Source organism: Paraburkholderia sp. RL18-085-BIA-A (assembly GCF_046027075.1).
Taxonomy (GTDB): Bacteria; Pseudomonadota; Gammaproteobacteria; order Burkholderiales; family Burkholderiaceae; genus Paraburkholderia.
This window is the reverse complement of sequence record NZ_JARESU010000048.1, coordinates 51397-64145: the sequence shown is the minus strand read 5'-3', so window position 1 is coordinate 64145 and position 12749 is coordinate 51397. Positions and strand designations below refer to the sequence as shown.

Here is a 12749-nt window from a genome sequence, read left to right as displayed (position 1 = left end):
ACTACATCGACGAATACCGGGCACATGCTATTCCTCCGTGACGGCTGAATAAACTCGACTCGACCTGATTCGACTCGACGCGCGGGAACCCGCGCGTAACGCGTCGGAGATCAGCACGGCCGATCCATCTCCAAGTGTAGGTTGTGCCGGTGGGGACGTGAGTCCGGTAACGATTTCATCCTCCGCCGTCACGCTCACCCCTTGCCCGAACGGCCGGATTGGCGCCTAACGAATGGCGGTTGTCCGAAAGCGACTCGCACGGAAAGCGGCCCGCGGCGACAAGGGGCGTCGAGTACGGTGCCGCGGATCCTTTTACTTCTCAGGTAATCGACGTGCGTCGCGCCCTCGGTGACCATGGGTGATCCCCATACGTATGCCACGGAGCGCTACCATGACTGCTTACGCGGTTGCCCATTTGATTAACGTCGAGCTGTGCGCTGAGGTCGTCGAATACCTGGAGTGCATCGACGAAACACTTGAGCCGTTTGGCGGCCGTTTCGTCGTGCACGGCGCGCGGCCCGAGGTGCGTGAAGGCGAGTGGCACGGCGACCTGATTATGATTGCGTTTCCCGACCTCGCCGCCGCGCGTGCCTGGTATGGTTCGCACGCGTATCAACGAATACTGCCGTTACGCCTGCGGCATGCGAGCGGATCGGTGATTTTGATCGACGGCGTGGACGAGCGCCACAAAGCGACTGACATTCTGGGCTGAGCGCGGCGTGCTCGCAGCAGCGTTCAGCCAGCGGCGCCGGGTCAATGCAAAAGCAGACGCACGTTGCGGGCGGCGATTGCGCGACCAGTGCCTCCGGCGCCCCTTGACCTGCCATCACTCGGTCACACACTGCCCCGCCTCAACGCTCGCCAGCAACGCCTCAAAATCCTCAACCGGCACCGGACGGCAGAAATAGTAGCCCTGATACGCATAACATCCCGCCGCAGCGAGAAAGTCCCGCTGCTCGCCCGTCTCGACGCCTTCGGCAATCACACCCAGACCAAGGCTACGCGCAAGTGCCACAATGGTTTTCGCAATCACCGCGTCATTGGGATCCACGAGCACATCACGCACGAATGACCGGTCGATCTTCAACTGGTCCAAAGGCAATTGCTTCAGGTAGGAAAGCGACGAATAACCAATACCAAAGTCATCCAGCGAAAAGACAACACCCTTCGCTTTGAGCGCGCCCATCTTCTGGATGATGTCCTGCACATTGTCCACCAGTACGCTTTCCGTCAACTCCAGCTTCAACCTGTCCGGTCTCGCGCCTGTTCGGCGAATGATCGCGAGTACCTTGCCCACGAAATCGGGTTCGCGAAACTGCTGAATGCTGACATTAACCGCAATCGCGAGATCCGCCATATGCGGCCGCGTGGCCCAGCGCGCCAATTGCGCGCAGGCTGCCTCCAGAACCCAACTTCCCAACGCAAGGATGAGTCCCGTCTCTTCAGCCAGCGGAATAAAATCGGCCGGAGGCACGATACCGCGCGTGGGATGCCGCCAGCGCACCAGTGCTTCCGCGCCCGTTATGCGGCTGCCGTCAATCTGCGCCTGGTAGTGAAGCAGGAATTGATCGTCCTCGATGGCGTTGCGCAATCCCGCTTCCAGCGCGGCGCGCTCCACCACCACGGTCTGCATGTCGGGATCGAAGAAACGCACGGCATTGCGTCCTCTTTCCTTGGACTTGTACATCGCCAGGTCGGCCTGCTTCAGCAACTCGTCCATCGACGCCTGATGCCCCATGAACACGGTCGCGCCGATACTCGCCGTACTTCGGTATTCGATCTCGCCAAGCTGGTAAGGATTGCCTAGAACGGTGAGGATTTTTTCGGCCATCGCTTCGGTCTGGCTGGCCGCTTCCTGCCGGTTTTTATGCAGGTTGCCCAGCACCACCACGAACTCGTCACCGCCTACCCTCGCCACCGTGTCGTTCTCGAGCACGCTAGCCGCCAGCCGCTGCGCCACTTGCTGCAACAGCAGATCACCTTTGTCGTGACCCAGCGTATCGTTCAACGTCTTGAAGTGGTCCAGGTCGATGAACAGCAACGCCCCGCAGGCTTCATTCCGGGCGCTGGCCGTGATCGCCTGCTTCAGCCGATCCAGCAGCAAGGTGCGGTTCGGCAATCGGGTCAGCGCATCGAAGAAGGCCAATTCCTTGATTCGCTCTTCCGCGATCTTGCGTTCGGTAATGTCGTGATGCGTGATCACATAGTGGCTGACGACTTTATCCTCGCCCATTACCGCGGAAATCGTGAGCCATTTCGGGTACACCTCGCCGTTCTTGCGACGATCCCATATCTCCCCTTGCCATCCGCCGGCACGATGAATCGCTTCCCACATCGCCTTGAAGAACGTAGCGTCGTGCCGATCCGAGCGAAGCACTCGCGGTGTCCGGCCGACGATCTCGTCGGCCGTATAGCCAGTGCATTCGGTGAACGCCGAGTTCACGCGCAGGATCGTGCCGCTGGCGTCGGTGATCATCATCGGCTCCATCGAGTCGAATGCGACGGCGGCAATTCGAAGTTCAGCCTCGATCTGTTTGCGCTCGGTAATGTCGCGGCCGCTCGTGCGAAAGCCGATGAAATCGCCCTTGGCATCGGTGATGGGAACCCAGGACGCGGAAAGCCACATCAGCGAACCGTCCTTGCGACGGCAGCGAAATTCGAGGTCGGCGCCGCGAAAGCCCTGGAGCGCCCTCTCGAACTCGGGTGCAACGCGCGGAATATCCTCCGGATAGATCACCGTGCCGGCAAAGTCCGCCAGCGCCATGCACTCGTCGACCGTATAGCCGATGTACTTCTCCACCGCTGAGTTGATCCAGCGCGGCTTGCCGTCGAGTCCCCACCAGATTTCCCAGTTGACAGTGCAGTCGGCGATCGCGCGGAATTTCTCCTCGTTCTCGCGCAGTTCTTTGGTCATCGCCGAGGCAAGCCGCATTGCGCGTCCGCGACCGGTCATCATCAGCCAGGTGAGCAGCGCCAGCAGCAGGCTGAGGCCCGTGCCGATGCTCGCGATCAGAAACGCCGCGTTACGGCCGAAACGCGCGTTGAAGTCGTCCTGCGCACTCATCGTGAGCGTCCAGTCATGTCCGCCGACGACCAGATATTCATTGCCCGACATGGCCGCAGCCGAATGATGGCCGGGCACCTCGGGTGTCTTGTGCAACAGCGCGGCGGACGACGGTTCGACGCCATCGTAGATGGCGATCGTCAGACCGGGCGGTTGCTCGCCGTACAGACTGGCGATGACGTCGTGCATCCGGAAAGAAGCGAAGACCCAGCCCACCAGATGCGCGCGACGCTGGGCGACGCTATCTTGCGGCTGGCCTCGCGCATAGATCGGCAGGTACATGACGAAACCGGGCCGCGCGTTGGTTCCGGCATCCACTGCCAGATGGACCTTGCCGGAAATGGTTGCCATGCCGGAGTCGCGCGCCTGCTCCATCGCGTGCCGTCGCACCGGATCGGCCCATGCATCAAAACCCGGCGGCGCGCGATTGATGCCGATATACGGCTCGCGCTGGATGATAGGCGCGTAATTTTCGCGCAAGCCATCGGGCTTGATCGAGTAATCGGGCGCGCCTTGCCGGCGCATCGTGGCTACATGCCCGACCTTTTGCGCGCCCGGCACCCACGCGACGATGCCGATCGCCTGGATGCCGGAGAAGTTGGAGTCGAGATTGAGCGTCTCGACATAGTCGCGAAACTGCTCGCGGTCGAATTCTCCGCTGGCGGCGAACAGGCTTTGCACGCCGCGCAGCATCAGTTCATACGTGCCCATACGCTGCTCGATCCGGCTGACGGCATCGCCCAGCGAGAAGTCGAACTGGCTCAGGAGTTCATGACGGGCGGCTTGCCGCTCATGGTCCCAAAGCGTCCACGTCACACTGAGTGACGCGAACAGGACCAGAAGCGGCAGCAGGACAAGGCGCGCCCAGTTCACCGCGGCGTCTGGAAATTGACCATCGATTGGGCAAGGTCAGGTTTGAAATACTTCTCGAAGATGCGCAGAACCGTGCCGTCCGCGCGCATTTCATTCACCAGCGCGCGCCACTTTTCCCGCTCGGCGGGGGGCAGTGCCTTCTTCGACATGATGAGGCCGTGCGGTATGGCGGGGTCGTCGAACTCCACGATGCTGGTCACGTCGCGGATCTTCTTTTCGTCGATTGCAGGGTAGTCGAAAGGCTCGATGATCATGCCCTGGACGCGCCGCAGAATCAGCGCCTGATACAGCGGCTCCAGACCGCCGGCCTGACTCACACGGTTTTCGGCCGACAGCGTATCGACCAGCCGGTTGGCCGACTGGCTGTAGCGGAAGCTGCGGATCACGCCGAGCTGAAACTGATCGTTATGCTCGAAATCGGTCAGACGACGGATTCCGGCGTCCTTGCGCACCAGCAAATAGTACTTGTTGCTGAAGTACCAGGCGAAATCCGCGTACTGATTACGCTCGTCGTTGGCAATGCCCGACAGGCTGAAATCAAGTGCGCCGGACTCGATCAGCTTCCAGATCCGGGCCCGCGACATCAGGCTGACTCTGATCGGGCAACCGCTGCGCCGGGTCAGCTCGTCGGCAAAGTCCTTGTCGATCCCGCTGTCCGTGTCGACGGAATAGAGCAGACCGTGATCGTGTAAAGCTAGCGTAAAGGAACGCGAACAGTCGGGGCCAGCCGCCATCGCATTGCCGATGCAGCTCAGCGCCAGCAGCAACCCGCCAAGGCCATGTCGAATCACAGTGTCTCCGTCGTACGAAGATGACTTGAATACCCCATTCAATTTTTCCAGCCAGGAACGCTGACGATGCGCCCTGCCATCTGGTCACTTTGAATGCGGATGAAGATGCCTTTTTTGCGGACTGGCTAGCATACACCGGCCCGGCTGACCCTTCGGAACATTCAAACCGAAGGCGGTCTTCACGCAATAACGGCAATGGGCGGCAGTTCTTGAGGGGCACTTGGGGTTTCTCTGTAGAGCGTTTGGCGGCAGCACCCATGATTTCATTTAGCACGCCCAGTGGGTTGGTTTCGGGTACGACGACCCCCGTCATGACCCGACAGCCGAAAGCATGGAAGGCGTACACTCGAATTCGCCCCCGAACCACGGCGCCCCTTCAATGAACAGGCTCGTGGCAACCCTCCGACGGCCGCCATTCCCTTGTAGCTATTGAGCACCCCATGCCCAAACGAATTTTGCTGGTTGACGACAATCGCGACAGCGTAGAAGCGCTCGCGGCACTCCTCGAGTTCGAAGGTCACGAAGTCCGGTGTGTCTTCGATGCACGCGAAGCGTTGCTCACGGTTCAGTCGTTCGAGCCCGACGTGGCATTCGTGGACTGGAAGCTTCCCGATATGAGCGGCGGACAGCTTCTCACGCAGCTGAAGCGGGACCCCCGAATGTCGAACACGCGTTTCATTCTGTTGTCCGGATTCGTCGACCCCGACATGGCGAGTGATGCCAATGGAGCGCGCTTCGATAAAAGTCTCACGAAACCCGTGCAGTTGGACGATCTCCTGTCCTGCATCCGGTAAAACGCTTTAGCGGCCTGCTGCAACCCGGGAACAATATTTGCTGCTTTAGCAAAGATGTCGAAAGGCGCCGGAGCGACAGTCGTTCTTCCTGCTCGCGTGCAATGCACGAAACTTCAAGTCGCGGCGCCCCTTCGACACTTATTACCCGGAATCCGCAGCCGGTACGCAACCCGCGCTATGCCTCGTTTGGAGCTGACTTCGCCATGCACCCAGCGGTCTCACTACGGTTCGAGGGTCCCTGCCCCGGATGGCACGGCGAGATGGCCCGGCAAATTGCGGCCTTCGATTGGAGCAGCACGTCGCTCGGCCCACGCGAGGGTTGGTCTGCGAGCCTGGTTGCCGCCGTCAAGTTGCTTCTCGCGTCTCCGTCGCCCCTGGTGATGTTGTGGGGACAAGAAGGCACCATGCTTTATAACGATGCCTATGCCGTCTTTGCCGGCGGGCGTCACCCGTTTCTGCTGGGGAAGCCCGTCGAAGTGGGCTGGCCCGAGGTTGCATCCTTCAACCGCCACGTCGTCGATACCTGTCTTGCCGGCGGCACGCTCACGTACCAAGACAAGCAACTGGTTCTCTATCGTGAAGGAAGTCCGGAAGACGTATGGCTGGACCTGAGCTACAGCCCGGTCGTTGACGACGACGGGCAGCCGGCCGGGGTCATCGCAATCGTGTTCGAAACGACGGCCAGGAGACGGGCAGAATCGCAGCGCCAGAAGGCGGAAGAAGCGTTGCTGCAGCTTACGCAAACCCTCGAACACCGTGTCGCCGCCGAAGTCGCCGCGCGGGTGGCGATGGAAGAGCGTCTAAGGCAGGCACAAAAGCTCGAAGCAATCGGAAGTCTTACGGGCGGTGTGGCTCACGACTTCAATAACGTCCTTCAGGTTATCTCGGCCAATCTTCAGCTCATCGAGCTTGCGACAAGCGCAAACGATGTTCTCCGGCGGCGCGTGACCGCTGTCAGCAATGCGGTGGCTCGTGGCGCAAAGCTGGCCGCTCAGTTACTGGCCTTCGCACGCAGACAACCGCTTGCACCGGCCGTCCTCAATCCCAGCCGCCTGGTCGAACGCATGAATGAGATGTTGCGCCGCACGTTGCCGGAGAACATCGAGCTCGGCATATCCGACACTCAGAACGGTTGGAACATCTCCGCAGATCGCAATCAGCTGGAAAGTGCTCTGCTGAATCTGGTGATCAATTCACGTGACGCGATAGACGGACCGGGCCGCATCGGCATCAGCATCGACAACGTCGACGCAAAAGCGGACGAACGCGCCCACGGCGCCGGGGTACCCGCTGGTGATTTCGTTCGGTTGTCGGTAACCGACAGCGGCAGCGGCATGTCGGAGCATGTGAAGGCCCGCGTATTCGAACCTTTCTTTACGACCAAAGCCGAGGGAAAGGGAACCGGCCTGGGGTTGAGCATGGTGTTTGGTTTCGTGTCACAGAGTTCGGGTCACGTCGGCGTCAAGAGCGCGGAAGGTCAAGGCACCACCGTGGACCTGTACTTTCCGCGCAGCCTCGAATCGGAGCACACGTCGCCGAAGTCGTCTCTGAGCCGGCAGGAGCGTGGCGGGGAAACCATCCTGATCGTCGAAGACGACGCTGATGTCCGGATAGCTGCAATCGAAATGCTTGCCCAGTTGGGATACAAAGTGCTGTCCGCGCAAGACGGCGATTCGGCGCTCGCACTCATCCAGAGTGGTCAACACGTCGACCTGATTTTCACCGACGTCGTCATGCCGGGTACGGTGAGGAGCAGCGAACTCGCGCGAATCGTCAGCGGTCCGCCGTACAACGCGCGGGTTCTGTTCGCATCGGGCTATACCCGGGACATCGTTTTCCATGACGGCAAACTGGACGAGGGTGTCGCGCTTATCAGCAAGCCGTACCGACTCGATGAACTCGCGCGAGCTGTCCGCGGTGCACTCGACGCCGCGCCTGATCTGGAAGCCGATGCGAACCGACAAGCCGGACAGCGCTAACCCTTGGAAGCATTCACCCCTGCCACTTCGTCTTTCGCATCCCATCCCCCACCCAGCGACCGGTACAACGCAACCGCTGCGAGCGCGTGCTCGCGCTTCGCCTGATTCAGCGATTCGGAGTCGCGTAGAAACGCTTCCTGCGCGGCAAGCACATCGAGAAAGCTCGACGCCCCGCCCTTGTAAAGTTCGGTCGACAGACGCAGCGCATGGTTCGACGCGTCGAGCGCGCCGCCGAGCCGTTGCACCTGCACCGCGCCACTCACCAGATCGCTGCGGTTATCCTCGATTTCCTTGAGCGCCTGCAGGATAGTCTGTTGCAAGCCGAGTTGCGATTCGCGCATGCGGCTCTCGCTCGCGTCGATATTCGCGGTGATGCGGCCCGCGTTGAAGATCGGGCTCGTCGCATTCAACGCGGCGCTGAAGAGGTTGTCGGTCAGCGTCGGCAGGCCGAGGTACGACGAAGCAAGCAGGCCATCGGCGAGATTGATCCTGAACTGCGGATAGCGCTGTGCCTTCGACACCCCCACCTCGGCCGCGCGCTGTTCGACCGTCGCATACGCGGTGCGCACGTCGGGCCGTTGTAGCAGCGCGTCGGACGGCAGTACCTGCGGCGCGCTTTGCGCGGGCACCGGGATCTCTCGGGCATCGGCGAGCAGCAAATTGTCGACGCTCTCCGGCGTACGCCCCGAATACACCGCGATCAGACTCAATTGATGCTGGACGGTGGATTGAATGCGGGGAATCTGCGCCTGCAAATCTTCCAACTGATTGCGCGCACGCGCGACGTCGAGTTGCGTCGACAGTCCGTAATGCAGACGCTCCTGCGTGAGCTTTAGCGCGCGCGCACGAATCTGTTCGTTGTCGCTGAGTATCTGCAATTGCGCTTGCGCCCAACGCAAATCGATATACGCCGCGGCTGCATTCGCGGCGAGCGCGAGCCGCAACTGATTCAATGCCGCCGCGCGCCCCGACACCTGCGCCTGCGCGGCAAGCACCGCGAGACGTTCGCCGCCGAACACATCCGGCGTCCAACTCGCCGCCAAGCCGAAGCCAGCCTGACGCACATAGCCGAGCGGCGGCGGCGCGTTCTGCCGCTCGGTCGAAGCCGTCGCCGTCGCATTCAACTCGGGCAGCAGCGCCGCGCGATTTTGCGTCACCAGATCCTGCGCCTGCTTCACGCGCTCCACCGCGGCCTGCACGTCGAGGTTGCCGGTCAGCACCGACTCGACCAGTTGATGCATCACCGGGTCGCCGAATTGCGCCCACCACGCGTCGGCGCTCACGCTGTCTTGCGGCGCGTCGACACTCCACGCAACCGGCGCGACGGTCTTGACGGTTTGCGGCAAATCCGCGTGCGTAGCGGGTTGCACCGCGCACGCCGCGAGCGTCAGCAATGCCGCGCTCGCCAGTACCTTGATAACGATCGGCTTCATGTTGGGTCCTCAATGAGCGTCGGGCGGCGGTGCGGTGTTGCCGAACGGGCGCGAGAACAGCACGCTCAGCAAACCGACCACGAAACAGAGCGACACGACGAAAAACGCGTCGGAGAAAGTGAGCACGAGCGCTTCACGCATCAGCAACGCGTGCAGCTGGTCGAGTCCCGCGTTGGCCGCATTCAGCACGTCTCCGCCAATCGCCGCGAAATAGTCGGCCTGCTTCTGCAACAACGACTCGACCACCGGGCGGCCTGTGTTCAGGTGCTCGTCGAGCCGCTCGTAATGAAAGTTCAAGCGATCGTTGAGCATCGTGCTGCTCACCGCGATCCCAATCGCGCCGCCGAGATTGCGCATCAGATTGAAGAGGCCGCTCGCGGAGCGAAGCCGCGACGGCGGCAACGCCCCCAACGCCATCGTGACAATCGGCGGAATACAGAACTGCTGGCCGATGCCGCGCAGCGCCTGCGGAATCAGCAACTGCTGCCAGCCCCATTGACTCGTCAACGGCACATACAGATAGCAGCCGATACCGAACAACAGGAGCCCGAACACCATTAGCAAGCGCATATCGACAATGCGTGCCAGCACCGAATACGCAGCCAACGCCAGCAATTGAAAACAGCCGACCGACAGCAACGCCAGGCCGATCTGCAAAGAATCGAAGCCACGTACTCGCGCCAAAAACACCGGTGTCAGAAACACCGTGCAGAAAATCCCGATCCCCGTGATGAACGACAGCAAGCTGCCGATACCGAAGTTGCGCACCGCCAGCGCGCGCAAATCGACAATCGGCTCTTTCGCCGTGAACGCATGCACGAGGAAAAGAAACCCGCAGATTGCCGCTACCCACGCGCACAGAACGATCACGTCGTCACCGAACCAGTTCTTGCGCGGACCTTCTTCGAGCACGTATTCGAGGCAACCGAGAAAGCCGGACATCAGCAGAATGCCGAGGTAGTCGCCCTTTTTCAGCAGCGAAAGATCGACTTTGTCGATGTGAACATATTTCGGCACCATCAGCGTGACGGCAACGCCGGGCACGAGATTCAAATAGAACAGCCAGTGCCACGACCATTGCGACGTGATCCAGCCGCCGATCACCGGACCGATCGTCGGCGCGAGCGACGCCAGCGCGCCGATCGTGGTGGACGCGATCAGCCGCTGTTTGCCGGGAAACAGCACGAAGGCGGTGGTGAAGACCGTCGGAATCATCGCGGCGCCGAGCGCGCCTTGCAAACCGCGAAACAGGATCATCGAGTTGATGTCCCATGCGAGACCGCACAGCATGCTGGTGACCGTGAAGCCGAACGCGGAGAACGTGAATAGCCAGCGCGTCGAAAACACACGCGTGAGCCAGCCGGACATCGGGATCACGATGATTTCGGCAATCAGATACGAAGTCTGCACCCACGAGAGTTCGTCCTGGCTAGCGGACAAGCCGCCGCCAATGTCCCGGAGCGAAGATGCCACGATCTGGATATCGAGCGTTGCCATGAAGAAGCCGACGCACATCAGCGTGAACGCAAAGACCTTGGTGCGGGTCGGCTGATCGGCGGGATTGTCGAGAAGCTGAGTCATGATCGGCTCATCCGCGCTGCGGCGCGTTGCTGGCGTCGTCGACATGCACCTTCACGGTTGCGGAGAGGCCCGGCCGCAGCACGCCTCGCATGTCCTTCGGTACGTTAAGGCGCACGCGCACCGGCACGCGCTGCACGATCTTCGTGAAGTTGCCGGTGGCGTTTTCCGCGGGCAACACGCTGAAGGTCGCGCCGGTGGCGGGCGCAAGGCTCTCCACCACGCCGCGAAGCCGCTTGCTCGATGCGTCCAGATCGACATCGACTTCATCGCCGACGCGCATCTTCTTCAACTGGTCTTCCTTGAAGTTCGCGTCGATCCACAGTCCGCTGGAAGGGACCACCGTCAGCAGCGACACGCCAGTGTTCGCCAGCAGCCCGACGCGCGCGGTGCGATTGCCGATATAGCCGTCGATGGGCGAACGAATCGTCGTGTACTCCACGTTCAATGCGGCGACACGCTGCGCTGCCTGCGCAGTGGCAATGCGCGCCTGGGCGTCGCCGATCTGCGCATCGAGCACGGCGATCTGGCGTTGCGCCGCAATCAGCGCAGCGCTGCTGCGATCGACCGCGGCGTGCGCCTTGGTCACATCGGCATCGGCCCGCTCGACCACCTGATTCGATACGGCATCGTCCTTCACGAGTTCGCGGTAACGCGTCTGGTCCGCCGCGCTGCGCGTCAACTCGGCACCGGAAGCCCGCACCTCGGCGGCCTGTTCGTTGATGGTCGCGAGCTGCAACAACTTCTTCGCCTGCAATTCGGTGACCGCGGCTTGCGCGCTCTGCACTTCCGCGCTGGCTTGCGCGAGGCGCGCGTCGTAATCGCGCGCGTCGAGGCGGATCAGCACCTGGTTCGCGCGGACAAACTGGTTGTCCTGCACGAGCACGTCGGTGACAAAGCCGTTCACCTTCGGCGCCATCACGGTCACGTCGCCGCCCACGTACGCGTCGTCGGTCGTTTCGACGAAGCGGCCGACGAAGAACCAGTACGACGCGGCGAGCGCCAGCGCGACGAGCACCGAGAGGATGGCGAGCAGCATCCACGGAATGCGCCGTGCCGGTTTGGCGGTATGCACCGCGCTCGGCGGGACGACAGTCGAAGGTGTAGTGGACATGATGTCGATATGTGCGTATGCACTCTTTGCGTTAAAAAAAACGGCGCGTGGCGCCGGCCTCCGTTACTGCTACAAGCGACTCTTCAGATTGCATCCCGCGTGATCGCAAACAGCTCGTCGCGCAACGCGGCCGCGCGCTGTTCGCCGAAGCGGTGCTCGAATTCGGCTTGCGCGGCATGCCAATGCTCGCCCCCCGCCTTCAGCCGCGCTTCACCTGCGGCCGTCAGCGCAATCGACAGCGTCCGCGGATCCCTGCCGAGTGTCTCGCTCGACACCAGCCCGTTGCGGCGCAGCGGCTGGATCGTGCGGACCAGGGTGGTGCGCTGCATGCGCATCGCTTCGGCCATTTGCTTCATCGTCATCGGGCCAGTGCGTTTGAGCCGGCCCAATAGCGAAAACTGCGTAATCGTCAGGCCGACTTTCGCCAGATGCCGGTCGTAAAGCTGCGACACGTAACGCGCGGCCTGGCGGATCGCAAAACAGTCGTCGTCCAATAGGCCATCCATTGCTGCACTTCCTCCGCTGCGCTTCGTCATTTACGAGTGCATACGCACATACACGGACGCATCGCCGCTCGTCAATACGAGCGCGTGCGGCAAAACTAACCGGTGATGCCGAACAACTCAGCGCGCAGCGCCTTCGCGCGCGCCGCCCCGAACTTCTTCTCGAACTCCTCCTGCGCGGCGCGCCACGCAATGGTGGCCTGATCGAACGTGGTTTCGCCCTTCTCAGTCAAACTGAACAGAAAGGTGCGGCCGTCGTGCTCCGCCGATTCCGCAAGCACCAGACCGTCGCGCTGCAACGGCTTCATTGCGCGGACCAGCGTGGTGCGCTCCATCACCATGGCGTCCGCAAGGTCCGCCATCGGCAGGTTCGGCTTGCGTGCGAGCTTGGCGAGAATCGTGAATTGCGCAGCCGTCAGCCCTACAGCCCCGAGATGGCGCTCGTAGATTTGCGTAACGTGCCGCGCCGCCTGCCGCAGCGCGAAGCAGTTGCATTCGTCGTAAGAGATAGGACGGGTCATGCTGCGCAGTCTATATGTGCATACGCACAGAGTCAAGTTTATTTTGATTCGACGCGCGGTTGACGTGGTCGACGCAATGGGCAAGCACGACCCGGGTAG

General features: G+C 61.6%; 10 protein-coding genes. 3 read left to right on the top strand and 7 right to left on the bottom strand.

Annotated elements, in window-relative coordinates; translation table 11 throughout:
- The first annotated feature begins 391 nt into the window (after nucleotides 1–391).
- Nucleotides 392–712 carry a DUF1330 domain-containing protein gene (locus P0D89_RS27575; protein ID WP_408371115.1) on the top strand — a complete coding sequence of 107 codons (321 nt, stop codon included), beginning with the start codon at nucleotides 392–394 and terminating at the stop codon, nucleotides 710–712.
- A gap of 114 nt (nucleotides 713–826) precedes the next feature.
- Here the strand turns inward: P0D89_RS27575 and P0D89_RS27570 are convergent, their stop codons facing one another.
- Nucleotides 827–3937, bottom strand: a complete 3111-nt coding sequence (locus tag P0D89_RS27570) for a bifunctional diguanylate cyclase/phosphodiesterase (RefSeq protein ID WP_408377499.1) — start codon at nucleotides 3935–3937, stop codon at nucleotides 827–829.
- Nucleotides 3934–4728 carry a substrate-binding periplasmic protein gene (locus P0D89_RS27565; RefSeq protein ID WP_408362704.1) on the bottom strand — a complete coding sequence of 265 codons (795 nt, stop codon included), beginning with the start codon at nucleotides 4726–4728 and terminating at the stop codon, nucleotides 3934–3936. The genes P0D89_RS27570 and P0D89_RS27565 overlap by 4 nt, the downstream gene beginning before the upstream one ends.
- Nucleotides 4729–5168: 440 nt before the next feature.
- On the opposite strand from P0D89_RS27565, the gene P0D89_RS27560 reads away from it, so the two are divergent.
- Nucleotides 5169–5522 (top strand): response regulator, encoded by a 354-nt coding sequence (locus P0D89_RS27560; protein ID WP_408362702.1) that lies wholly within the window; start codon nucleotides 5169–5171, stop codon nucleotides 5520–5522.
- A 203-nt stretch (nucleotides 5523–5725) separates the two neighbouring features.
- Nucleotides 5726–7501, top strand: coding sequence for an ATP-binding protein (locus tag P0D89_RS27555; protein WP_408362700.1), 1776 nt, complete (start codon nucleotides 5726–5728; stop codon nucleotides 7499–7501).
- On the opposite strand, the gene P0D89_RS27550 is transcribed toward P0D89_RS27555, so the two are convergent.
- From P0D89_RS27550 to P0D89_RS27530, 5 genes are all read right to left on the bottom strand, one after another.
- Nucleotides 7498–8934, bottom strand: coding sequence for an efflux transporter outer membrane subunit (locus P0D89_RS27550; protein ID WP_408362698.1), 1437 nt, complete (start codon nucleotides 8932–8934; stop codon nucleotides 7498–7500). The two genes, P0D89_RS27555 and P0D89_RS27550, sit on opposite strands and share 4 nt — an antisense overlap.
- A gap of 9 nt (nucleotides 8935–8943) precedes the next feature.
- Entirely contained in the window at nucleotides 8944–10515 is a 1572-nt protein-coding gene (locus P0D89_RS27545; RefSeq protein ID WP_408362696.1) for a DHA2 family efflux MFS transporter permease subunit, read from the bottom strand.
- 7 nt (nucleotides 10516–10522) lie between these two features.
- Complete coding sequence (locus tag P0D89_RS27540) at nucleotides 10523–11626, bottom strand: HlyD family secretion protein (protein WP_408362694.1); 1104 nt, start codon at nucleotides 11624–11626, stop codon at nucleotides 10523–10525.
- A gap of 83 nt (nucleotides 11627–11709) precedes the next feature.
- The gene (locus P0D89_RS27535) at nucleotides 11710–12132 is read right to left on the bottom strand and encodes a MarR family winged helix-turn-helix transcriptional regulator (protein ID WP_408362692.1); all 423 of its coding nucleotides are present in this window, start codon (nucleotides 12130–12132) and stop codon (nucleotides 11710–11712) included.
- Between the two features lie 95 nt (nucleotides 12133–12227).
- Nucleotides 12228–12650, bottom strand: a complete 423-nt coding sequence (locus tag P0D89_RS27530) for a MarR family winged helix-turn-helix transcriptional regulator (protein ID WP_408362690.1) — start codon at nucleotides 12648–12650, stop codon at nucleotides 12228–12230.
- Between the last annotated feature and the right edge of the window lie 99 nt (nucleotides 12651–12749).